General features: G+C 57.7%; 21 protein-coding genes and 1 pseudogene. 1 reads left to right on the forward strand and 21 read right to left on the reverse strand.

The window, feature by feature from the left end:
- Window positions 1-470: 470 nt before the first annotated feature.
- From ACF2JD_RS00910 to ACF2JD_RS00960, 11 genes are all read right to left on the reverse strand, one after another.
- Window positions 471-806 carry a lysozyme inhibitor LprI family protein gene (locus ACF2JD_RS00910; RefSeq protein WP_234567975.1) on the reverse strand — a complete coding sequence of 112 codons (336 nt, stop codon included), beginning with the start codon at window positions 804-806 and terminating at the stop codon, window positions 471-473.
- Between the two features lie 220 nt (window positions 807-1,026).
- A complete protein-coding gene (locus ACF2JD_RS00915) occupies window positions 1,027-1,425 on the reverse strand; it encodes a hypothetical protein (RefSeq protein WP_234567973.1) in 399 nt (132 codons plus the stop codon).
- A 643-nt stretch (window positions 1,426-2,068) separates the two neighbouring features.
- Window positions 2,069-2,479, reverse strand: coding sequence for a hypothetical protein (locus ACF2JD_RS00920; protein ID WP_440986567.1), 411 nt, complete (start codon window positions 2,477-2,479; stop codon window positions 2,069-2,071).
- Window positions 2,476-3,333 carry a pesticin C-terminus-like muramidase gene (locus tag ACF2JD_RS00925; RefSeq protein WP_440986568.1) on the reverse strand — a complete coding sequence of 286 codons (858 nt, stop codon included), beginning with the start codon at window positions 3,331-3,333 and terminating at the stop codon, window positions 2,476-2,478. Before ACF2JD_RS00925 ends, ACF2JD_RS00920 begins: the two co-directional genes overlap by 4 nt.
- Before the next feature lie 262 nt (window positions 3,334-3,595).
- Entirely contained in the window at window positions 3,596-4,093 is a 498-nt protein-coding gene (locus ACF2JD_RS00930) for a M949_RS01915 family surface polysaccharide biosynthesis protein (protein WP_408836442.1), read from the reverse strand.
- Entirely contained in the window at window positions 4,090-5,754 is a 1,665-nt protein-coding gene (locus ACF2JD_RS00935; protein WP_440986569.1) for a TIGR02594 family protein, read from the reverse strand. The genes ACF2JD_RS00930 and ACF2JD_RS00935 overlap by 4 nt, the downstream gene beginning before the upstream one ends.
- Before the next feature lie 3 nt (window positions 5,755-5,757).
- On the reverse strand, window positions 5,758-6,660 hold the full coding sequence (locus ACF2JD_RS00940) for a bacteriophage T4 gp5 trimerisation domain-containing protein (RefSeq protein WP_440986570.1): 903 nt from the start codon (window positions 6,658-6,660) through the stop codon (window positions 5,758-5,760).
- The gene (tssI, locus tag ACF2JD_RS00945; RefSeq protein WP_440986571.1) at window positions 6,558-6,974 is read right to left on the reverse strand and encodes a type VI secretion system tip protein TssI/VgrG; all 417 of its coding nucleotides are present in this window, start codon (window positions 6,972-6,974) and stop codon (window positions 6,558-6,560) included. The genes ACF2JD_RS00940 and tssI (ACF2JD_RS00945) overlap by 103 nt, the downstream gene beginning before the upstream one ends.
- Complete coding sequence (locus ACF2JD_RS00950; protein ID WP_440986572.1) at window positions 6,896-7,222, reverse strand: contractile injection system protein, VgrG/Pvc8 family; 327 nt, start codon at window positions 7,220-7,222, stop codon at window positions 6,896-6,898. Before ACF2JD_RS00950 ends, tssI (ACF2JD_RS00945) begins: the two co-directional genes overlap by 79 nt.
- Window positions 7,149-8,075 (reverse strand): type VI secretion system tip protein TssI/VgrG, encoded by a 927-nt coding sequence (gene tssI / locus ACF2JD_RS00955; protein ID WP_440986573.1) that lies wholly within the window; start codon window positions 8,073-8,075, stop codon window positions 7,149-7,151. Before tssI (ACF2JD_RS00955) ends, ACF2JD_RS00950 begins: the two co-directional genes overlap by 74 nt.
- A gap of 10 nt (window positions 8,076-8,085) precedes the next feature.
- Entirely contained in the window at window positions 8,086-8,373 is a 288-nt protein-coding gene (locus ACF2JD_RS00960; protein ID WP_025326642.1) for a type VI secretion system PAAR protein, read from the reverse strand.
- 139 nt (window positions 8,374-8,512) lie between these two features.
- Between ACF2JD_RS00960 and ACF2JD_RS00965 the strand changes: the two genes are divergently transcribed.
- The gene (locus tag ACF2JD_RS00965; protein ID WP_440986574.1) at window positions 8,513-8,668 is read left to right on the forward strand and encodes a hypothetical protein; all 156 of its coding nucleotides are present in this window, start codon (window positions 8,513-8,515) and stop codon (window positions 8,666-8,668) included.
- Here the strand turns inward: ACF2JD_RS00965 and ACF2JD_RS00970 are convergent, their stop codons facing one another.
- The 10 genes and pseudogenes from ACF2JD_RS00970 to tagH all read right to left on the reverse strand — a co-directional run bounded on the left by ACF2JD_RS00970 (window position 8,669) and on the right by tagH (window position 23,827).
- Complete coding sequence (locus ACF2JD_RS00970; protein WP_440986575.1) at window positions 8,669-10,099, reverse strand: VasL domain-containing protein; 1,431 nt, start codon at window positions 10,097-10,099, stop codon at window positions 8,669-8,671. It abuts the gene before it with no gap.
- Between the two features lie 43 nt (window positions 10,100-10,142).
- Window positions 10,143-13,632, reverse strand: a pseudogene (tssM, locus tag ACF2JD_RS00975) (type VI secretion system membrane subunit TssM).
- Window positions 13,633-13,673: 41 nt separating this feature from the next.
- The gene (gene tssA, locus ACF2JD_RS00980; protein WP_440986576.1) at window positions 13,674-15,101 is read right to left on the reverse strand and encodes a type VI secretion system protein TssA; all 1,428 of its coding nucleotides are present in this window, start codon (window positions 15,099-15,101) and stop codon (window positions 13,674-13,676) included.
- A gap of 8 nt (window positions 15,102-15,109) precedes the next feature.
- Window positions 15,110-15,730 (reverse strand): type VI secretion system-associated protein VasI, encoded by a 621-nt coding sequence (gene vasI / locus ACF2JD_RS00985; protein ID WP_440986577.1) that lies wholly within the window; start codon window positions 15,728-15,730, stop codon window positions 15,110-15,112.
- A complete protein-coding gene (locus tag ACF2JD_RS00990) occupies window positions 15,730-17,268 on the reverse strand; it encodes a sigma-54 interaction domain-containing protein (RefSeq protein ID WP_394293297.1) in 1,539 nt (512 codons plus the stop codon). The genes vasI and ACF2JD_RS00990 overlap by 1 nt, the downstream gene beginning before the upstream one ends.
- Window positions 17,269-17,270: 2 nt before the next feature.
- Window positions 17,271-19,913 (reverse strand): type VI secretion system ATPase TssH, encoded by a 2,643-nt coding sequence (gene tssH, locus ACF2JD_RS00995; RefSeq protein WP_440986578.1) that lies wholly within the window; start codon window positions 19,911-19,913, stop codon window positions 17,271-17,273.
- A gap of 20 nt (window positions 19,914-19,933) precedes the next feature.
- The gene (gene icmH / locus ACF2JD_RS01000; RefSeq protein ID WP_162519181.1) at window positions 19,934-20,713 is read right to left on the reverse strand and encodes a type IVB secretion system protein IcmH/DotU; all 780 of its coding nucleotides are present in this window, start codon (window positions 20,711-20,713) and stop codon (window positions 19,934-19,936) included.
- 23 nt (window positions 20,714-20,736) lie between these two features.
- Window positions 20,737-22,071, reverse strand: coding sequence for a type VI secretion system baseplate subunit TssK (gene tssK, locus ACF2JD_RS01005; RefSeq protein ID WP_425933743.1), 1,335 nt, complete (start codon window positions 22,069-22,071; stop codon window positions 20,737-20,739).
- 2 nt (window positions 22,072-22,073) lie between these two features.
- Window positions 22,074-22,589: a type VI secretion system lipoprotein TssJ gene (gene tssJ / locus ACF2JD_RS01010; protein WP_139744853.1), complete on the reverse strand. Its 516-nt coding sequence runs from the start codon at window positions 22,587-22,589 to the stop codon at window positions 22,074-22,076.
- Window positions 22,589-23,827 carry a type VI secretion system-associated FHA domain protein TagH gene (gene tagH / locus ACF2JD_RS01015; protein WP_408846834.1) on the reverse strand — a complete coding sequence of 413 codons (1,239 nt, stop codon included), beginning with the start codon at window positions 23,825-23,827 and terminating at the stop codon, window positions 22,589-22,591. Before tagH ends, tssJ begins: the two co-directional genes overlap by 1 nt.
- Window positions 23,828-23,829: the final 2 nt, after the last annotated feature.

Here is a 23,829-nt window from a genome sequence, read left to right on the forward strand (position 1 = left end):
TATTCTCGCAACAGAGATCACAATTTTTTAAGGAGATATACCCAAGAAAGGCAAGAAGCTGGCACTACAGAGTCGATTAATTAATCGGAATACCTGGTTGCTGAGCGTCAGTCTCAGGACATCTGCACCCGATAACCCCTCTTTTTAATCTCCTGCCTAGTGTGAGCCTCAAGTAATCCTCCTTTCGCAAGCCCTCTACAAACACGACAACAGCGAGATCTGCTCCCTGACGCGAAAAGAAAAATCAAGAAAGATAGTGATGCCGCCGCTGTTTCATGATCTTGGATATAAAAACACCGGCCTTAAGCCGGTGTCAGGTGATAACTAAATCTGTACAGCCAGTGTGTATCTCTCAAAAAGATGAATATCCCAGATTTTATTGTATTAGCGAACCAAATAATCATAGCAGACAGAGTCGAATTTTTTCAGCTCTGCCTTTTAGTGAAATTAAATCTCTTCTTAGACAATTTTTAATTCTGGTTAAATTTATTTAAATAATCGATTCTGTCGGCAGTCTTTTCAAGCTGACAGGTTAGGTATTCGACACCAAAACCCTCTCCGCCAGACCCCATACCTTGTGGATTTTCAAAGTTACAACTAGAATCACGAAACTTAATCCAGTCACGTTGAGCTAATTTTAAGTATTTCGTTCTAGGCTCACCAATCCCCTCATAATCATTCTGTAAGTATGAAAAAAGATTTTTATAAACTTTATTCAGTTCTGCATCTGACTTGTTATACAACATTTCAACACACTTAAATCGTGCTGTTAAATCAAGTTTCTCGCATTGCTTTACATCAAACATTGCTATCGATGATGCAAAAAAATACCCTAGGATAATCATAAATAGTTACACTTTATTTAAGATCTATTGAGTGGGATGATAATACGATTGTATCGACTAAACCTATATGCGTGCCCCTTGAGAACAAAGCTATGCTGGGGGAATGATTGTCCCCCAACTGTAATCCATGACCTCTAAGAGGTGGTGACACCTCGATGTATAAATTCCACAAGTTTCGTAATCAAAAACAATCCTCATGATTTTCTAACGCTTGAGAAAAATCAAATTTCTTTCCTTTAGCATTTATATAAAACACATTGTCAAAGTTAGCACCTTGGTAACCAAAGTGATACCGTCCATTTATCTTGCCATCAATTATTTCAACCCAGTCACTATTAACAGCATATGGTCGACCTTCGTCATTCGTCTCTTCTTCATAATTCACTTGGACTATAGTTATTTTATCTTTACTTTTTCCGTATTGCACATATCCCCCAACCCAACCTGCAGTTGAGGCCCACATCATTCGCATTTTGATTTTACCATCTGTGCTCACAAAGCACCGATAATCTGCACCGACATCTTCAGCATGGCAAGCCGAAGATAGTATAATAAACATTAAGAATAAATATTTTTTCATATCAGTCACTCTAGAGTTACTATACGCTGTTCAATAAATTTTCGCCAATCTTGGCAGATCCGTCTATACCACTTTTTATCGGCTTCCTGCTGAGTAAATGGTTGTGCATCTAGTAGGGTTAAAAAGCGTCTATATCCTGTTAGAGCTTTTTGTGGGCTATCATTTGCCCCCTACCAGAGCCAGTTTCATTCCACAATCCCTGCGCCGAAGCTCCTTTTCTGATAATATAAATTGATCCGACCCCCTACCACATGCTCAAGAAAAGCCTGAAATAGATACCGAAGGAAGTGCGCAATAATGTAGCGTAAAAAAACTCCGGTTTGAGGCCACTGTCAGGTTATAACTAGATCTGTACAAGCAATGCGAAGAGGGAACCATTGTCCATAGTGAAGCCTCCATCCTGAATACCTTAAATAAGTATAAAAGAGGTCACCAATACGGTTCTGGAGCAGCACCGTATTAAATCATAGGTTATTATTATGATTTGCTAGAGAGTGGCTATTTTTCTTAAAAATAAATTTTTAGAACATACCAGTCAGCCAAGAGATGGCTGACTGACATATAAATATTACTAACTAAAATATTATTATGCAGTTCATCTAGCTAGCATGAATGTATAAAATAGATATTTACTGCAGTCGAGTCAGCAGCCATCAACCGTAAATGCCAGAGCTATAAACTGACCATTGACACCTAGTGGTGATATTAGCATGGGTTGCATAGAACTATATGTCCCCACCGTTGATTTATCAGAAAAGCAAAGTGCATAATCAAGAGTTCCATCTCGATTTTTATCTTTTTTTTCTATAATGGTAAAGGTATATTTCCAGTCACTGGTCTCTATTAAAAAACCATTTTTAAAAAAAACTGGATTAGATAATTCCATTTGCCTTAGATATATTTTGTCTTTTGTTCGCTTAGGCATTAAAGAGCTTCTAAATGTTGATATATTTAAATTATCATATATACCTTGCAACTCTGATTTTGAAAATGTGTCTTGTTTAGCTGAAACAAAGAACGATAAGAACATGGAAATAATCACTAAGAGTTTCATAGAATAGCCTCTAAATATTTTGCTTCTTTACGTCTTCTTGAAATGTAGGCATCACCAAAATCTAATAGGTTGTCATATGCATCTTGCCACTCTTGATTCACAACCTGTTCCCATAAAGCTGGTGTTTTAATTTTCAGGGATCCATATTGATACTCCACAGAAGCAATAACAGTCTGCGCTTCCTTAGGCAAGGATTCGAACTTAACTGCACTTTCAGAGTTATATTTTCTAATTAAATCCTCTGTACTTTGTTTCTTTACAGCCAAGTAGATTTCATTTGCTTCATCCGGAGTTATAACTAAAGGATTGGCTTTTACAAAGCGGTCAGCCTCGAGTTTTTTCTTAGTTAAATATGGTGTTAGCTTGGAGATCAAAGACGGTTTCAGATTAAGCCTGTTAAGGTCTGATAAATCCCTTGCACCTAAGTAAAAACCAACTGAGACAGTCACACTACTTTGACTTCTCTCTGGCTCAGGTACATAACCATTTAAAATCATCCCCCCTTCTAAAGTATGAATAAAGTCATAATCAATTTTTAGTGACAACTCCTTACTGTTAATATCTCCCACTAACCCCATCATCCCCGTAGGATGAATAAACCAAGGCTTGGTATCCCCCACCACAGCAGTGGCCTCTTCTATCCAGGCCATCTTATTGGTGACTTCCAGTACGTATTTGCATAAGTTTGGCATGTTTTTCAGCTCTTGCTCGAGCCTTGGGCACGTATTGCGCTTTATCCATTCACTTTCGTGCTTAATAAACAGCTTTCGCACTTTGTCTGCAACCATTTTCTCAGCCATCGCCGCCTTGATTTCATCGGCACTGATACTGCCATCGCCATCCCGATCTGTCACCAGCTCTTCATAGAGGGAACTGAAAAAGTCTCCCCCCTCCTTGCCGTCAGTGTCAGCCTTGTCCAGGAATCCGTCGGGATCCGAGCTGAATCGCCCTCATCACTTAAATGAATGCCTCCATGCCAGAGACACACCACCAAATCAACTATTTGGAAGAGCTGCGATCACGCCTTCTAAATTGATGACGACACAAGAAAACACCGGTTTGAGGCCGGTGTTAGATGATAAATAGATTTGTACATCCCCAGAATTCCCCTCCTTATTATCCCTCATATTTACGTAGTGATATACTCTTCCATCTATCTCGCATATATTTATAAAGAATGGTATTTTTTTTAAGATTCCGTCCAGGTATAGCCCCTCCTTCTCCGCCATAATTTCCATTTGGCGTTTGTATCGTTTCTTCGCCTCTGAGGGCATATTTAATACCATTTTGAAATGCAAAATACTTTATTGGGATAGGTTCAACACCACCGAAACAACCTATACGATAGGCGAAAAGGGTGGTTTGAACTCCACCTATAGACTTGCTTTCCAAGGAGGTTTTAATCAAAGACAATTCTGAGTCTAACTCACAATTATAAATATAATCATGAACCTCAAAATCAATTTTTTCTTTTCCTATAGATTTCGCTGTCATTTTTACATCTAGATTGTTTTTTTTCACTACAAACAAAAATGAGTGTCCATCATCTAACTTAACCTCAAATGCGGCTGATGAAAAGGCCACAAATAAAAAAGCAAAAATAAACTTATTCATCTTGTGCTCTCATTTCTTTGAGTTTTTTCATTGATTGAAAACTCTTTGTTTAGCTCATCTATATTAAATTTTCTCATAGCCTTGCTTTTAGTTGTTTTATATTTCTCATAATATGAAACAGGCACAACATACCTCATCCCTTTAAAATTAGAAAATTTAATACTATCTCCTTGATTACCACCTAACCCTATTATAAAGCCATTGCTACCCTCACCATAAAAAAAAGTCACATGTGATCTCCCACATGCAATACAGCCATATATAGGATCTTTTATCTCTACAAACCTCGAAGTATCTTCAAGAAAAGATTTAGCCCTCTGAGAGTTTTTAGGTTTTGCATAACCTGCTTCTTGTAGACAATAGCTAACAAAAGAAGCGCACCAAGCATTATTCGTGCCAGATAAACTTTTAAGCCACGCATTGCCAGTTAAAGCATGATAATTATCAGTAATATTATCCTCCTTGGTACCATGCCATTTTTTTGCCTCCCTAATAGCAATACTCATCCAAGGCGCCTCTTCCCCAATAATTGGTATCGTAGCTAAGGGTTTTCCTTTGCTATCCCTTGTAGTATCAATAGCTACAGTTGCTACCGCTTTGCTAGCCTTTTTCCCAGCTCCTGCACTTATAGATATAGGCGATTTAGATTGGAGTTTCTTTGGCACTGCAGACTGAGCAGTTATTAGTTCAGTGCTATTATTAGCTTTTGGCAATATCCATATTTTGGTCCCTGGGTAGACTCTAGCGGGATCCTTTATATTGTTAGCATTCACTATGGCATCAACACTGGTTTTTAATACCTTGGCAACCTTCCATAGCGAATCGCCTGATTTTATTGTGTACTGAAATTTTTTACGTTCAGGTAATGGCTGCCCTACTGGTGGATCTAAAGGCATCGTTTTTGCTTTTGCAACAATCCCATCAAAAACAGCTAAAACATTTTTTGCCGGGCCACTAGGATCAATAATGGCAATTTCCTTCATGGATCCATCTATAGGATTAGGAACACATACGTTTATTGTACATGTAAATACAATATGAGGTATAGGAGGTACCAAACCACGTTCATCTGTAATGAATTCTTTCTGAATATCACCACTTTTCAAGACTACAACTTGACCTGAAATAGGTCTGGAGCCATCACTTACAATTACATTGCTAAGCTTTGTTATCACCTCCTTACGATCATCCTTATTATTGTGATATCCCTCAATAACCTCTATAGCATGGGCAACATCATCAAGCTCGGAAACACTCAATTTATTTATGGTTTTTGAACGAGAAATACCTGATAGCTTTTCTAGATCAGATATATATTTCGATGTATTGTTCTCATGAGACGGAGCATACGCTCTGATTCCATTTTCTACGGTTTTATAACCATGCATACGAATCAAATTTTTCTTTAACTCTGCAAATCCTACTTCATAACTAGGAAAAATGAGAAAAAAACCATTACTCTCTGTCTTTGCGAACCCGATATGACTCGTAACTTTCTTAGGTTGAGGTTTTCCATTAACCATTCTGGGCCTGAGATTGCCAGGATTATTCGTTCGCCAAGGCAAAGTCCCACCCTTCCTTAGCAGACACGCACCTTTAAGTCCTTGATATTGGGCTGTTTTTGTTTTTCCATCATACAGGCAAGCAATCCATTGATTCATCGCTCAAACCTCTCTAAAAACTTCATCATGATCCCAAGCCATCAGTAAACAACTACTGTCATCATCCAACATTGATAGATAATGCTCATCAAGTTCACTCCAATCATAATCATCTGGTTCATCCTCCTCGAGAACGTCCTCCCATGGCAACTCTTGGCTTGTCCAAGTTAACGCGCCAAGATAGAGAGTCATTTCTTGCGGGGAGCCATCATGTATATATGAAGGAAGTTTGCCATCCTCACTGATACGTCCAGATAAAACAGTATTCTCTTGGGCATCCTTAATGACGTATTGTGCCCCCATATACTGATCACTCATAAAAAAATTTGCATGCTCTGCTGCAAAACGTAGGGCACTTTTTTGAAATACAGTCTCTCTAGAGAGAGATACCGACTCTAGCATTTTAGGGTCAATCGGTATTTTTCCTGCCCAGCCGGATCCTGACCCTGCGCTGCCGCCGGCATTCAGCTTGATGGCGGGGCCGACCAGCTTGATGCCGCTCGGGTCAACTTTCACAAAGCTGCCACCCCCCTTGAGAGTGATCTCGGAGCCAGCCTCCAGCACCAGCTTGTCGCCCACCTTGATATGCACTTCCTGCCCGGCCTCCACCAACAATGACTGGCCGAGCTTCTGATGCATGCTGGCATCCACGGTCAGGGAATAGTCAGCCTTGATCTGGTCCCGCTTCTCCCCCTCTACCGTCAGGTGGTCATTGGCCTTGATGCGGGTCACCCGCTCATTGTCGATGTCCCTGTGCTCGTCGTGCTTGATATGCCAGGCGGCGTCGTTTTCTATCAACAGGTTCAGGTCTTTCTGACCGTGGATATAGATCTCTTCCTGCCCCGCCTGGTCTTCGAAGCGCAGCTCGTTGAACCCTTCACCCTGGTGGGTCTCGGTGCGCAGCACTGTGCGGGTCTTGTTGGCCGGCAACTCGTAGGGGGGCCGTTGGTGGCGTGATAGGTACGACCAGTCACGATGGGCTGGTCGGGGTCCCCCTTCAGGAACGAGACAATGACCTCGTGGCCGATGCGCGGGATGGCCATCATGCCGTACTGACCGCCGGCCCAGCCCTGGGAGACTCGCACCCAGCAGGAGCTCTGGTCGTTGCTCGAGCCGTAGCGGTCCCACGGGAACTGCAGCTTCACCCGGCCGTGCTCGTCGCAGTAAATCTCCTCACCGTCGGGGCCCACCACCATGGCGATTTGCGGGCCATCCACCATCGGCTTGTGAGGGGCCCGGCATCGACGCGTGCCCGCCAGGTGGTGCTCGCTTTCACCACGCCGAATTCGTTGTGATAGACGGTGGGGCCGCTGCCCCCCTCCTCTTCCAGTGCCTGCGGCTGCAAGCCGGTGTGCTGGATACGCACGATTTGCCAGTCGGCATTGAGCGCCCCGTTAGGGTGTTCGGTGAGGGCGAAGGTCTGGCCCGGCAGCAGGGCCGCGCAGTTGGACTTGCCGCTGCCCGCCACCGCATCGTTGCGCAGCGCATCGAGCCGGTGTTGGGCAAAGGCCTTGCCGCTGCGGGTCCTGCTTGTAGCGGCCCGGAAAATCGAAGTGCTGGTAGGTATCCCGTTGGTGCGCAAGCTCAGCCCCCACCTTCTTGTGGGAGAGGCCGTAAGCCGGGGTCTTGAAGCTGTAGTCCTTGAGTTCTACGTCAGAAGGCCGCACCGCCTCCCGGTAGTGGAACTGCCGCACATAGGGCCCTTGCTCCAGGGAGCGGTTGCCGAGATTGAAGAAGAGCTCGGGGCCGGCGGTCAGGGCCGCCGCATCGTCGGCAAAGACGATGCGGTGCTTGCCCTGCTCGAACTCGTGGAAGTAGAACATCCCCTCTTCGGCGGCGAGGCGATTGACGAAGTCGAGGTCGGTCTCCCGGTACTGGACGCAATATTCCCGCTTGGCGTGCTCGTTCTTGAGCGCAAATGCGTAGTCGGTGATGCCGTGCTCTTGCAGCAGGATGCTGAGGATTTCGTCGGGCTTCTGCGCCTGGAAGATGCGGGAGTTCTGGCGAAGCGACAGTCGCCACAGGGCCGGTTGCACCAGCAGCTGGTAGCGGGTACGGCGAAAACCGCTGTCCCCTTGAGCAAAATCGCTCACTACCCCGCACACCCGGCGCTGCAGCTCTCCGTTGTACCACACCAGCAGCTCGCAGGGCTGATCCAGCACGGCGCCGAAATCCACATCGGGCTCGGGGCTTGCCAGTTCGAGGTGCAGGCGAAATAGCTGGTTCAGCCCCTCTTCCAGGGCAAACTCCGCCACCACAAAGGTGCTCTCTGGCAAGGCCCCCACCTTGACGGTAAATTGTAATCCTGTGCTGTCTGCCATCAGTGACTCCTTATCCTGCCTGTCCGCTGCCAGAACCAATGACAACGCCGCCGCAGCCGATGGCGGTGCCAGTCACGGCGATGGGCTTGCCATTGACCAGTACCGAGCCAACGCCCCCCGAGATGCTGCGCGGATGAGGGGGGTTGTTGGGTTTGTCGTGGGGGGCCAGCGGATCCCCCTGCCGGGCCACCGGCTTGCCATCGAGGAACACATCGGGGCTGGCGGCAATCACCGGGGAGGGGTGAAATCCCTCGTGGTCGGTGCCTATGTCACCGAGCAATGCAATGGAAGGGCACATCTGGATTCTCCGTGTGGGCAAGGGCGCGCCACGGATGACGGCCCTGCCATGGCTCCTGCCCACCCGGGTGGGCAGGAGGCGTAAATGCACATTGGGGTGGCTGTCCAGCAGCCTCCATGCCAACGCAAATGACGCGAAAATGTTGTTTTATATCAGTCAATTACAACCAGCCACTCCGACCATGACGCAGCGCACTGCAATGGATGGCACAGGACTGCGTGAAAACATGGCAAAACCTTGCCCACATAGAGAATTTCTCTATTCCTTGCGCAATATCTTGCTCGGGGCAACATGATCACCCACCAACATTGCCTTGCTGCAACTGATAGAGGCGGATATTGAGCGCCTTCAGCTCGTTCTCCAGCCCCTTCAGATCCGCCGCCGTGATGGGCTCCCGGGCGGCCCTTCTCGCCTCCAGCTCATCGAGGCGCAGGCTGAACGGAATGTTCTGCATCAGGTTCTTCTGCACCTCGTAGAGCTGGGACTTGAGATAGGAGATGGTCACCGTCTTGCGCTGGCGCTCCAGCTCCAGCAGTTGATCCAGCAGGGCATCCACCCCGGCGCGGGCATCCAGATAGGTCGGCACGCCGAGAGCGTCGCCCTGCTGGCCGGCCAGCGCGCTTTGCCACTGCTTGTCGAGCGACTTGACCGCCAGCGAGTCGGGGTAAAGCATCTGCAGCGAGGCACGCAGTCCCTCGCCATAGCGATACCAATAGAGCGGCGAGGTCTGCTCCAGCCGGGCAAGCTGGTTCTGATAACGGGCCACCAGATCGCTCTCCATCCCTTGCAGGGCCTGTTCCCCCAACACGATGCGCGCCTGGCGGATATCGTCATAACTGAGCGCCCTGGGCAACTCGGCAGCCGGCTGCTGCAAGCGCTGGGCGACCACCATCTTCTCCTGCTGCTGCTGCTGCCAGCCAAGCCAGCCCATCACCGGCAGGGCGCAGCTGAGCAGGCCGCAGCCAAACCAGAACCAGGCTGGACGCTGTTTGCTATGCTGCTCAATCTTGAGCACTGTCGGTTTGACCTGCCCCTTCTCCCGGCCCACCAGTATGCTGCCCTGGGGCAGGTGCCCGGTCGCCACCCCGGCAGAAGCGCCCTGGTCGCTCTCCATATCCGACTTGAAGAAGACCATGGGCGGGATCTGCAGCTCATCCTTGAGGCCGGGCTCATCGGAGACGATGACGATCTCAGTCTCGTCAAAGAGGTGGGTATAGCCCTCGATGAAGTGCACCAGGTTCTCGACCCGGGGAATGCGGCTCAAGCCCGCGTTGTGCAGCTTCTCGCTGATGAGCTGCAACGCCCGCTCGCAGCGGTAGACCAGCCGCTTGTCCTCGTGACTGATCTGGTACTGGCGAATGACGTCGCTGATGCGGGCGATAAACCAGTCCAGCATCTCGATGCGGGCCCGCTCCTGATGGACCGGCGGCCAGAAGCTATCCCACTGGGTCACGATGAGGTTGGCGAGAAACTCGCACCCCTCGGTAAAGCCGCTCAGGCCCTGCAGCCGTGAGCGCGCCAGGGTGAAATAGATGGCGGTCTGCAGATCCACCCCGTGCTTTTCGAAGATCTGGCTCGCGAGCTGATGGATCTTGAGCCAGTCCACCTCGGGACGGGAGGCGTGGCTGAGCTTGTTGATCTCCGCTCGCAGCGCCTCGTATTCAGGCAACATTCTGGGGTCGCGCCCCACTTTCAGCGCCTGCTGACCTTGTTGATTCTGTGACATATCAGCTTCCAAAATGCGGGGGCACTCTGTCCCCCCGACTCGATCAATAGAGGGATTCAGGCAATCTGAACTGGCTGAACAGGCCGCCGGTGAAGGGGTTCTGCGCGCTGTCGGTATAGACGCGATAGGTCATGGACCCCTGATCCACCGGGAAGCGCACATCGAAGGTGGCCTCGTTGACCTGGGTCAGCTCCCCCTTGTCCATCAGGCGGAACATGGCCCAGGGGCCGACGAAGCCTTCGCTGCGCGGCGAGCGCTCGCGGGCAGCCGGCACCAGGGTGATCTTGCTCTCAGCCCCGTCGCGCATGGTGTTGGGCCACACCAGCGGGATCTTGGTGCGCCGACCGTGGGCGTACTCCAGCAACTGGCCATCCAGGTTCAGCACGCTGCGCCGCTTGTTGGCGGTGAGCTCTATGGGCTCGAGGGCGAACTGCACCTCCAGGTTGCCCTGCTGGCTGAAGAAGATCTGGCGGATGCGGGCGGCTCTATCCAGCTGTTTCACCAGCTCGGCCTGGATGGGCGAGCTCAGCTCCCCCTCCATCAGACCGCTCTCCACCATGGGCTTGAGATTGACCTGGTAGAAGCTGTCCAGGGTCCCGCCCGGCGCGAAGAAGCGCTCCATCTCGGAGAGGGGCACATCCTTGGCGGAGCCGGGCTCGAAGGGATAGCGCCCCGCCAGCTGGCTGTTGAACGGGGCCAGCACCTTGTCCTGCCACTCCTGATTGAGGGAGGACATGGCGAGATCGATGACCAGCCGCGAGCTCTGATCGGAGATCTGCCCCACCCAGCGATCCAGCGGGGCCGGCAGGCCACGGGCATACTGCTGCAAGGCAAACACGGGGTCGGCGTACTTGTTGGTCAGGCGCAGCTGCACCGCCTTCAAGGCCGACTGGCCCGGCTCGGTGGCGTTGACGATGAGCTCCAGATAGTGCTGCAACTCCACCAGCTTCTGGTTCACCTCCGAGATGAGCGGGCCCTGCTCACCCCGGCCAGCCAGCGCCGCGTTGGTGGCCATGAAGGGGCGACCTATGCGGGCCGTGATGGCCTGGGCCGGATCCCCTTCCACGTCGGAGATCTTGCGAATGCGGGTGTTGTCATCGAGCCGCCAGCACCCGCTGGAACGGCTGATCGTTGCCTGTGATGGCGGAGAGCACGTCCAGTGCCTGCTCCGGACTCTCCAGGGTCTGCACGTCCAGATTGGTCAGCAGTTTTTGCCACTGGTTGACGTAGTCGGTGACGTAACGCTCATTGACCTGACGGGTGATCTCCTTGCGATCCGCCTCGCTCAGCTGAGTCAGCTTGCGCTGGCCAAGCACCCAGGCATCCATGGCGGTGAGATCGATCAGCGTCTTGTCCTGCTTCTGGAAGAAGTCGCTGAAACCGGGCCAGGTCAGCAGACGAGGCACCTGGCCGGCGCTGTCGCTGCGCAGGGCAAAGACGGTGTCGAAGGTGGGTCCCACCTCGTCGCGCACATAGAGGTCCGGTGGCAACACATCATTCGCCTTCACCACCAGGTTCTGATAGACCCGTTGATACATGGGCAGCTTGCCAAGCTCGCGCTGGGCACCATAGATGGGCTCCTTGAAGGGTACGAAGGCGGTGATGGCCCCCTGATCCCGGGCTGCACGGGCGCCGTGCCAGTCGGTGTGATCGAGGGCGTAATCCAGATGCCCCATCAGCTGCTCCTGCACCGCACCCTGTCCCGGGAAGGCCTTCTGCCAGCGGCTGGCCATGTATTGCGCCACCAGCTCCTTGTTGCGACCCGACGCATCGTCGAGCATCCGCATCACCCGCAGGATGGAGAGCTTCTCCTCGCTGCCGGCCGGTGCCTGCTCGAGATCCGCCAGCAGCCCCTGCATCTGGGCCGGCAGGAAGCGCAGGCTCAGCAGTTGCAGATAGGAGCCTTCCACATAGGGGCCAATCTCGTCCCCTTGATAGAGGCCAAGGTCGGCCACCAGCGGGGTACGGTCGCGGTAGTTGCCAAAGGAGAGGGTCGCCTCGCGAATGAGATTGAGGCGCGGCAGCTGGCTCACCCCGAAGGCGTGGGCGTCCGCCACCTCGTTGGTCTCCATGAAGGCCTGGGCCTTGGTCAGCACATTGCGACCCGCCTCCTCGTTGACCCGGTAGAAGTGGTGCCAGCCACCGATGAGAAGCGCCGAGAACAGCGACAAGCAACCGAGGCCGATGGCCATGCGGCGGCGGCGATAGAGGGTGTGCAGCCGGTTCTCCCCGGCCAGATGGGCCTCGGGGAAGATGATGGTGGAAAAGAGCTTGCGCACGAAATAGGTGTTGGACTCCCCGCGCAAGGCGGAGTGAATGGGCTCCGGCAGGTTGTAGCGGCGGGAGGCCGCCTGGGCGAACGCATCGAACGGCACCCCCTGCTGATAGACGGAGCTGATGTAGACACCGCGCACCAGCAGCGGCTTGCTCTCTTCTATGGCCAGGGTCTCGTCGAGCAGGCTGGTGACATAATCCTTCAGCCCCGCCAGCTGGCGCACGAAGGAGAAGAGCGCGCTGCGCTGGGCGGCATCGAGCCGGGCCAGCATCAACTCCGGCAGATTCTGGTTGAGGTTGTCCACCCACTGATCCCAGAACAGGGCCAGATCCTGCTGCCAGGATTGACCGTCACCGGGTTGGAAGGTCACCCCCAGCACGGCCTCGCGGGCCTCCTTGTCAAGCTGCTCATACACCACGTCGAAGCCGCGCAGCAGGTCGAGCTTGGTGAAGGTGACATAGAGCGGCAACCGGGTGTTCATGGTGGCCGACACCTCCTGCAGGCGCGCGCGCATCAGCTGGGCGTAGGCCTTGCGTTCGGCCACGCTGGCGTGGGAGAGCCAGGCCAGATCCACTGTCAGTACCAGGCCGTTGAGGGGCTGACGACGACGATGTTCGGACAGCCAGGTCAGCAGGTGCAGCCAGAGCCGCTCGTGCTTGCGCGCCAGGGGCTCCAGCTCGGGTTCGGACTGGGACAAGAGCTCGCCGGCGGGATCCAGCATCACCGCCTGCTCCCCCAGCCAGCAGTCCACCAGCTGATCCTGCGCCACGTCGCGCAGCTCGGTGTCGAGCCTGGGATTGAGCTTGTTGGCCGGGTTGGCACGGTGAATAAGGCTGCTCTTGCCGCTGCCGGGCAGCCCCAGCACCAGGTACCAGGGCATGGCGTAGAGCGCCCCTTTGCCCAGATGGGTATTCAATGCCTGCAGCCAGCGTTCGAGGAACAGCGCCTGCCTGTCGAGCAGCCCCTTGACCGGATCCTGCTCCAGCACCACCTCGTGCTGGCGCTCGGCCTTGAGCTGCTGCATCTTGCGCCACATCCGCCAGGAGAGCACCCCCAGCAGCAGCCAGAGCCAGAGCAGGGTGAACACCACCCGCCCCCACAGCGGCGCCAACGGCTTGGCGTCACGGATCTCGAGGCGAGGGCCCAGCCACCACGCCAGGATCAGGGCAAGCGCCCAGAGCACCACACCGAGCAGAGGCCAGGAGGGTTTCAATTTCGGCAGCTGTTGCCTTGACCAGGTAAATATGGTTTTGAACATAAAATGTGATCCAACTCCGACTCAATGACTCATTTCGGCACTTATTTCGACAACGGGGTCGCCTGGCTCTCCAGACGGCTGACCAGCCCGGGTTCCCAGTGCGACAGCCCAAGGCGACTCGCCTCTTGCCACAAGTGTTGATAGTGCTGACGCGCAAGCGCCTCCATGCCTTCCTGTGCCAACAGCTCCGCCTGCACCAGCTGGGCGTGAAAGCGATCTCTTGGCTCCTTCATCTGCGCCATACGTTCATCGAGCAGGGCCAGGGCCGCAGCCACCCCCTGCTCCCCATGGCGCTGGGCTATCTCTTCGGCCAGGCAGGACTCTCCCTCGCCTCCCCCACCACCCCTGACGGGTTGCAGCCAGCGGCCACATTCGGGGGAGAGGAAGGGGCTGCCGTCACTGAAGGCGAGGTCCCGCAAGGCCGGCAGACGCTGCAAGAAACCATCGAGCTCCTCTGCGATGGCCTTGGCCACGGCGGCAAATCCCAGCTTCTGGGCCACCTCGGCCGAGAGGCGATGCCCCTCGAACCAGTAGGGGGCCAGGGTCAGGCTCTGCTCGATGCGCAGCCAGAGCCCCTGCTCGGGGGTGTTCATGGCAGCGCGATATTCATCCACCATGTCCACCGACATGGGGGCCAGCTGGGTTTTGTTGTCCCGGGCCACCATGGGCGGAGTCGTGATGCCGGCCCAGATGGCGTGACGACGCAGGCGATAGCCCACCGCTGCCTCCGGCTGGCGCTCGATGAGCAGATCCGCCACCTTGAGCTGGGTCTGGCGCCAGGCCCTGTCATTGGAGCTGTCGATCTCGACGCCGGATCCCTTGGTGCTGCCACTGAGCACCATGGAACCCGCCATGCCGGTAGCGGCGGCCGTCGCCACGACGGCGCTGCTCCCGGGTTGCACACCGGCATCTGCCTGGGCCTGGGCCACCTGCTGACGCTGGGCCCGCTTCAACCCCATCAGCAGGGGATCGAGCAGCTCGCCCTTGTCCGGACACAGGGCCAGCCAGACCCGCTCCAGCTGCTCGGCCTGGGCCAGCAACTGGGCCAGCTCGGCCGCCGAGGCGCTGTCACTCACCCGTGGCAGAGCCCCCTCGAAGCGCTTGACGACTTGCACCATCAGCCGCTGTTTCTGGCTCGCATTGCCGGGCCAGGCCAGCAGCCAATAAGCCTGGATCCAGGTTTCCAGCAGACTGAGCGCGGCCCCCAGGGGGGTCGCCTTGGCCGGATGCTGCAAACAGCGCAGCAACTGGGCCAGCACCCGCATGTCCTTGGTGCGGCTCTCCAGCAACCCCAGACAGGCTTCTGCCACCGCATTGAGATCCACCTGGCCATGGGCCAGGGATCCCAGTTTGACCAGCTCTGTCTCCACATAGTCCCAGCGCGGCTCGTCGGCCAGCACGGCGCCTCTCGTCTGTTCATCCGGCAAGGGGGTGAGCAGCCGGGCACACCAGGGGTGTTGATAACTCATGGCGCCCCCTACCAGCGACACTGCTGGCGCAGCGGCGCCAGCGCCTCTTTCAGGCCGCTCAAGTCGACCCGTAGCACGACGCCGTTAGCGGCCCGAGCCTGAGTGCCGTTGTCGGCCCGAACCTGCAGCTCGCGATGGCCAATCCAGCGCTTGAGCTCCTCGATGGCGGGCAGGCCGCGGCCATACTCCAGCAACATTCCCTTGTCCCGGATAAACCAGCCCTGGGCGCTGTTGCCGGGGGAGCCGTCGAGCGCTATCTGCACCTGCTCGCCGACCCAGGGCGCATCGAGCCGCAGGCGGATATGGGTGATGCTGTCGACGCACCCTATGGCCAGGGTCGCCCCCCGCAAGGCGGGACGGGTGAGCGTCTCGCTGCCGCGCCCCTCGTCGCTTTGCAGCAGGAAGGGTGGGCTGTCAGGGGTACGGCTCTGCTCCTGATCCCGGATGGCTTGCCAGGCGGCAGACATAGCCCCCGCGCCTGACTCTGTGTCGGGGCCACTGCCAAGGGCGTCATAGCAGGCGAGCCGCACCAGGGGAGAGGGTTCGCGGCGGCACTGTTGCCAGCCGTGCATATCCAGCTGCGGCGCCGCGCTGCCGGCGGCCAGCAGCAATAGGCCGAGGACGCTCATCAATTCACCTCCAGTTTCTGGCACTTGTGATCCAGGGTGCGCTTGGGAATGTTGAGGCTCTCGGCCACCAGCATGCGGTTGCCCTGGAAGTGGCGCAGGCGCGCCTCGATAACGGAGGCTTCGTACTGCTGCATGGCCCGGCGCAGATCCCGGATATGGTTGTAGTCGTCCATCGAGGCAGGCAGCTCCACACAGACCCGCTCCCGCAGCTCAGGCGGCAGCGCCTCCAGCACCACCTCTTCCCCGTGGCGGGTGTGGGCACAGGCCACCTCCAAGAGGTTGCGCAGCTCTCGCACGTTGCCGGGGAAGTCATAACTTTGCAGTTGCTTCAAGAACTTGCGCTGCAACCCCGCCAGGGTCTTGCCATCCTGAGCGGCAAACTGGGCCATGAAGTGCTGGCACAAGAGCGGCACGTCGTCCATGTGCTCCCGCAAGGGAGCAATCAACAGCAGGCACTGGCAGAGCCTGTGGTAGAGGTCGGCCCGAAACTGCCCCTCCTCCACATGACGGCTGAGGGGCTGATGGGTGGCGGCGATGAGGCGAAAATCGGAGTGGTACTCCTGCTCGGCCCCAAGGGGCCGGTAGCTGCGGGTTTCCAGCACCCGCAGCAGCTTGGCCTGCATGGCGGCGGGCATGTCCCCCACCTCGTCCAGGAAGAGGGTGCCGCCATTGGCCTGGGCCACCAGCCCCGCCTTGTTGGCCAGCGCCCCGGAGAAGGCCCCCTTCTGGTAACCGAACAGCTCGCTCTCGATGAGGTTCTCCGGAATGGCGGCGCAGTTGATGGCGACGAACGGCTTGGCCGCCCGATCCGAGCACTGGTGCACCAGGCGGGCCACCACCTCCTTGCCGCTGCCGGTCTCCCCCTGAATGAGCACGGTCAGCTTGTGCTGGCCCGCCAGGCTTATCTGCTCGCGCAGCCCACGGATCACCGCCGACTGGCCGACCAGCTGATCGCCGAGCAGCTTCTCATGCTGGCGCAACCGCTCTCCCTCCCCCTTCATCTGACGCAGGGAGTCCCGCAGCACGCTCTGATCCCGGCGGCTGCGCCCCAGATCCCGAATGAGGGTTAGCTGGTTGCAAAAGACCTGGGACAGCTGTGCCAGCTCGGGGCTCTCCGCCCACCCCTGCAACACAGCCCCCTCATCCATCATGGCCAGCACGGCGAACGGCTTGCCGTTGCCGTCCAGAAGCGGCAAGGCATGCAGGCCGCAGTGCTGACCGAGATTGCCCAGCAGGGCGCGAAATCCGGCGTGCTCTATGCGGGCGCCGCCATGGAGGGAGTCCCAGGTGCGGGACTGGGCCTTGTGCAGCACATAGGCGAGCGGGTGGGAAAAGTCGTCCACCGCCAGGGCCAGGGCAACGGCCTGTCCCTTGACCCAGCCGGTGCATTCGAGCTGGCGTCCGCTCACATCCAGCATGCCAAGCAGTATCCCCTTGGGCTGGAAGCTGGCGTCCAGGGTCGAGCTCCACCAGTGGCACAGGTGCTGTTCGTCGCGCTGCTGGGTCAAGGCGAGGGCAAAGGCGAGGGCTTGTTCCATGGTCAGCCCTCCACCTCGGCCACGAACTGGTGATCGGCCACCGAGAAACGGACGCACTTGATGGGTTCACCGGCCGAGAGACGCTGCAGCAGTTGCAGGGAGACAGGGGGCAGCAGGGCACCGTCGATGACGGATTCCAGCATGCGGGCGCCATTCTCGCTGCGATTGGCGCGGCGCAATATCTCCTCGGCCACCTCCTCTTCCAGCACCACCTCGGCACCGAAACGCTCCTTGAGCAGCCTGACCAGACGGTTGAGCTTGCCACCCACGATCTGCACCAGGGTATCGTGGCCCAGCGGCAGGTAGGGGATCACCTCCATCCGCGCCAGCAGGGCCGGCTTGAAGAAGGCGGCGAGCTCGGGGTAGAGCGCATCCAGCAGATCGTCCGGCTGCTCGGCATGATCCACTATGGTCTGGAAACCGAGGTTGGAAGTGAGGAAGAAGACCACGTTCTTGCAGTCGATGATGCGCCCTTCCCCATCGGCCAGCTCGCCCTTGTCGAACGCCTGATAGAAGAGGTTGAGCACGTCCGGATGGGCCTTCTCCACCTCGTCCAGCAGCACCACCGAATAAGGCTTCTGACGAATGGCCTCGGTCAGCACGCCCCCCTCGCCAAAGCCGACATAGCCGGGCGGCGAGCCAATCAGGCGCGAGACTGTGTGCTTCTCCTGATACTCGGACATGTTGATGGTGGTCAGGTACTGGCGACCGCCGAACATCAGCTCGGCAATCTGCAGCACGGTTTCTGTCTTGCCGACCCCGCTTGGCCCCACCAGCAGGAAGGCACCCAGCGGTCGGCCCGGGCGGCGCAAGTCGGCGCGAGCGGTCAGCAGGTGTTTGTGCAGGTGGGCCACCGCCACATCCTGCCCCTTGATAAGCTCGCCGAGGTACTCCGGCAACCGGGTCACCACGTCGAGTTCCCCCTGGGAGATGCGATTGAGGGGCACCCCTGTCCACTCGGCGATCACGGCCGCAATCTGGGTCTTGTCGACGTGAGCGGAGACCAGCACTTCTCCTTGCTGCAGGGCGGCCAGCTCGCGCTCAAGGCCGGCCAGCGTCTCGGCGGCGGCTTGCAGATCCAGCGGCGCATCGGCGAGATCCAGCGCCTCTCTGGCCAGCATCTCATCCTGCTGATCGGCGAGCAGGGCGGCGCGCAGCTCGACAATCTGGTGCACCAACCCCTGCTGCTGCTGCCACTGGGCCTCCTGCTCGGCCAGCGACTCGCGGCAAGCCTGCTGGGCGGCCTGCAACTCGGCCAGGCGCTCGGCGTTGTCGCCCAGACCAATCAGGCTCTGGCGCTCCAGCTGGCGGATCTCCAGCTCACGCTGGCGCAGTGCGTTTTGCAGGTGGCTGACGGCGCGCGGCGGCGTGGTCAGGTTGATGGCCACCCGGGCACAGGCGGTATCGAGTACGTCGATCGCCTTGTCCGGCAATTGACGGCCGGAGATGTAGCGGGCGGAGAGCTGGGCGGCGGCTTGCAGCGCCTCCTCGTCGATGAGCACCCCATGGGCCTTCTCGTAGATGCTGCGCAGGCCGCGCAGTATCACTGTGGCTTCGTCGGCATTGGGCTCGCCCACCTTCACCAGCTGGAAGCGGCGCGACAGGGCCGCGTCTTTTTCCACGTATTTCTTGTATTCGCCCCAGGTGGTGGCGGCTATGGTGCGCAGCTCCCCCCGGGCCAGGGCCGGCTTGATGAGGTTGGAGACATCCAGGCCGCCGGCCTGGTTGCCGGCCCCGATCAGGGTGTGGGCCTCATCGATAAAGAGGATGACAGGACGTACCGAATCCTTGACCTCCTGCATCACCCCCTTGAAGCGCTTCTCGAACTCCCCCTTGACCGAGGCACCGGCCTGCATGGCGCCGAGATCCAGGGTCATCAGCTCGACCCCGCGCAGCTTCTCGGGCACCTGGCCCGCCACCATGCGCAGGGCCAACCCTTCGATGAGGGCACTCTTGCCGACCCCCGCCTCCCCCACCACTATGGGGTTGTTCTTGCGACGACGGGAGAGGATGTCGATCATCAGGTCAATTTCATGATCCCGGCAGAGCACGGGATCCAGGCTGCCCTGACGGGCCTGTTCGGTGACGTTGACGGTGAAGCGGGCCAGCAGGCTGGCATCGGCCGGCAAGGCGGCCTGGGTCGAGGTGCCGTTTGCAGAAACAGTGACCTGGGTTTCGGCAGAATCCTTGACCCACTCGTCGAACTGCTGGCGCAGCAGCTCCCGATTGACGTTGGCCAGGAGCCGGGTCACCGACCCCGGCAGGTAGCGCTGGGGTGTCATCAAGAGCACCAGCAGCATGACGCCGCTGCGAAGCTGGGCGTGTTGCAGCTCGGCCGAGGCCAGCAGCCAGCTGTCTTGCAGCCACTCCACCAGGAGCGGCGAGAAGGAGGGGTACCCCTGGCCATAACCGCTGTCTGCGCTCGAGGGCTGCAGCAGTGTCTTGAGTTCCTCTACCTCCACCCCGGCCATTTTCAGGATCTGGCGCACATCGCTGAGGGGGGTCTCCAGCATCTTGAACAGCAAATGCTCGATGCGGATCTCGGCCCCCTGATGGTTGACGCAGAGGGCCGCGGCCTCCTCCAGCATGTGACGGCAGATGGGGTTGAGTCTTTCCACCAGTACGGGTAGCTCTATACGGATCAAGGCGTGCTCTCCTTAAGTATTTATTTTAATAATTCGCCCAGTTGACGCAGCACGTCCTGGGTCTGGTTATTGAGTTGGTGGTGATAGAGGCCAAAGATGATGGCCAGGATCAGGGCCCCGCCCATGAACAGGCTGCGCAGGGAAACCTGCTTGCGCAGCTGGTAGCGGGAGGCCTGACGACCGAGGTCGAGGTGAAACACGCTGGGGGCCTCGCCGCCGACCTCGGGGGCCAGCTGCTTGTGCAACTGCCTGACGATGCGCTCGAATTCGTCCCGTCCCTGGCTCATCACCTTGTAGCGCCCCTCGAAACCGAGGCAGAGACACAGATAGATGAACTCCAGGATGTCGCGATAGCGCACCGGATCTTCCTGCAGGCGGGCCAGCAGCACGAACACCTTCTCGCCGCCCCAGGTCTCGTTGTGAAAACGGGTCAGCAAGGAGTGCTCGGACCATTCGCTCTGGCTGCCCCAGTCGCGACCCATCACGGCCTCGTCGATGAAGGTGCAGAGGATGTAGCGAAACGAGAGGACGACGCCATTCTCGTAACCCTGGGCCATCAGCTCCTGTTCGATGGCCTGGATCTCGGTCACCACCCGCTGATAGAGCTCGGGCACCCTGTCGTGGCGCGACAGCAGGCGCACCCGCTGTACCAGTCCCAGCAAGGGGGTCACCGCATCTATCATGGGGTTGATGCTCTGGCCGCGCAGGCGGAACCAGTGGTCCGAGTCCATGTCCAGCTGCTCGGCATGATCGAACAGCAGGTCGCTCAGTTGCTCGTTCTTGATAATGTCCGTGGTCATCTTTGCTTGTTTCCTTGGTGCTATCACTGGCTACGGATGGCCCAGAGCTGCATGTCGAGCTCCGGGAAATCGCCGGCGATGTGGAAGGCGAGCGTGTTGCCCACCGCCAGCATCTGCCAGGCCGGGCTCTGCCGATCGAGCTGGAAGTAGCTGTAACCGGCGTGATAGGGCAGCTGACGAGGCGCCACCGGCAGCGGCAGCAGCGGAATGCCGGGCAGTTGCAGGCTGATGAGCTCGCGGATCTTGTCGCTGGAGGCCACCTTGGTCTGTTGCAGCAACTGCTTGCGCAGCTGCTCCTGGGGCATACGGGCGCGCACCGCCAGCACGAAGTCGGCGCTTTGCATCAGCTCGCTCTCTCCCACCACGGCCACCATGACGCCGTACTGGTGCTTGCGCAGCTGGATGGAGACGGCGCGGGGCGACAGCACCGTGCTCAGCGCCTGCCGCAGGGCCAGCATCACCGGCTCGAAGCTCACCTGCTGATCGTCGTGACGATAGGCGGGGAATTCCGGGGGCAGGCGTGACTCGTCGGTGAAGGTCATCAACTCCCCGCACAACTGCACCAGCGCCTCGTGCAGCCGCTCCGGGTGCAAGGTGCCAAGACGCGAGAGGTGCGACAGCTGGGGCTGGGCCCGGTTGAGCAGTTGCAGCATCATGAACTCGGCCACATCGGCGACCCCCTGCTGACCCGGCGCCGCGATGCGCTGGGAGAGGCTGCGGGCCCGCTCTGCCACCAGCCCCGCCGACTCGCCGAGGAAGCGCTTGAGGGTCGGGATGGCCGACACGCTGATGCTGCAGGGCATGAAGTTGGGATCCAGCACCAGGCCGCCGTCCGGGCGCTTGTCCAGGATCCGGGCGATGGCAAGGGAGGCATAGGCGCTGCGATCTTCCCGCTCCAGCATCAGCCGCAGGCTGACCCTTCCCACCTCGAGGGAGACCACGTCCCCCCCTTCGCTGTGCAGATCCCGCACGTCGTGGCGATGGGCCTGCAACCGGCTGGAGACCAGCCCCCCCTGCCCCACCTCGTTGACACCGCTCACCGAGAGGGGCAGCGCCAGATAGACCTTCTGGTTCGCCACCGAGGCGTCGGTGACCTCCAGGGGGGATGGCAGCACGTCGTCATTGGGAATATTGAAGACGGTGCCGTCCGGCAGTATGCCGGTGGCTCCCACCAGGGCGATGCGGCCAAAGCCGAGGTAATCCTCGTTGATGGCCAGCGACTGCAAGCCGTAGAAATAGTCGGAGAGCGCGCTCAGGCGAGCGTGCAGCGCGTAGTCCGAATGCCTTTGTTGTTGCTGGAAGTGCTGGGGCTTGATGAAGAGCCCCTCACGCCAGATAACCCGATTTCGACTCGACATGGTTATTCTTCTTCTTGTTGCAGTTCCACTTCATCCAGACGCAGATGAACCAGGATTTGATAGGCCGCGCCCTTGCTCTTGACCTTGATGACCTTGCGCCACTCGGCGCTGTCCGGATCGGCATAACGTGCGATCACCCCGATGTAGCGGGTCTTCTCGTCCAGCTTGATGGGGGGCAGATACTTGAACTGCCCCGGCAGCAGGGTGTAGTCCTGATGATCCAGGTAGTTCTTGCCAAGGGCCTTCTCCACGTCCTCTGTCACCTGGTCGTAGTCGGTGGCGAGCAGCTTGGAATCTTCCGCCAGCAACAGCACCTGAAACTCGATCGGCGCCGCCTCCCCGCTCTCGTTGGGGTTGACGTCGGGCTCGGCCACCAGGCTCAGCCCCAGGGTGGAGGGCTGGCTGTCATTGCTGCCCACCTGGATGTCCGGGTTCATGGCCACGTCGGCCATCTTGCCCATGGTGGTACAAGCTGCCAGGGTCAGCACACAGGCCCCCAGCATCAACGCACGTATCATCAAATCAGTCCCTGTTGCTGACGCACGGCCTGGTCATAGGCCTGGGCATACACCTGGTGGAACAGCTTGTCGAACCCTTGCTGCCGGGCCGAGGTGAGCTCGCGGTAGTAGTGCTGATACATGTTCCAGGCCCAGCCCTCGTCGGCCATGCCGGGGGTGCCGGTGCGGCGGTAGTGCTCGAAGCGACCGAGCAGGGCCTCGGGCGAGAAGGCTTGAAGGATGCTGTCCAGCGCCGCGCCGATCGCCTGCTGGTTTGCCACGTGGTGAATGCGCACATTGCGCAGGCTCTCGGCCACCGCCGCCGGGGCGGTCAGGTGCACCGGGCTCTTCTGCTCGGCAAACATCACCGCCAGGGTCTCGTCATAGTCGAGCCCGAGCCGCAGCGGGTTGTCCTCGATGGGACGCAGGTGCTTGTCCGCCAGCGCCGCCTGATCGCTTTGCAGTTGCAGCAGCCCCTCCACCATGGCCCGCACCGTCTTGCCCATCTCTTCGAGCATGTCGTGAGCCTGCTGGGTATCCTGCAACTGCAACGGCTGACCCAGGCCACGCATCAGCGGAGTCAGGGCGACGTGATCGACCCCCTCCAGCGGATGGGCATAATCGGGATGGTTCTCTATGGTGGGCATATCCAGAAATTCTTGGTTCATGGTGTTCTCGGCGGCAGAAAAGGGGGACAGGGAGGGGTATTCCCTGCCCGGTTGCGGGTTCGAGTCAGGCTGGTGACGAGCATCGACCAGCGGGGTCAGAGCGGAGCGCTCATGCTGCAGCGCCAGCAGGGGGTCGACGGCCAGGGCACGCGGATCGGCCATGGGCTGGCTGGCCAGATCATCGCCGGTCAGCCACTCGTCGAGCTGCTCGGCCGGGCGCGTACCCAGCACCTGCTGCAGGCTCTGCTCGGCCGAGATGGCCCCCAGGTAGGCCCGCAGCCGGAACGGGCCGACGACGAGCTCGTCCCCCTGCTCCAGATGTACCTTGCGGGCCCGCCCTATGGGCGAGGTCGCGCCATTGATATAGGTCTGGCCGCTCAGATCGCACAGGCAGAAGCGGCCATCCTGGTGCTCGACCCTGGCGTGGGCCGGCATCACGGCCCCCAACCTGTCGCGCAGTTGCCAGTCATCCTGCTCGGAGGCCCCCAGGGTCCCCCCCATCTCGTCGAAGCGGTATTGCCCCTGCTGGTTGCCGTCGAGCTGCTCGCTGTTGAGCACCACCAGGGAAAGTTGCTGGTTAAAGTCGTCCACAT

This window comes from Aeromonas ichthyocola (genome assembly GCF_046087985.1).
Taxonomy (GTDB): Bacteria; Pseudomonadota; Gammaproteobacteria; order Enterobacterales; family Aeromonadaceae; genus Aeromonas; species Aeromonas rivipollensis.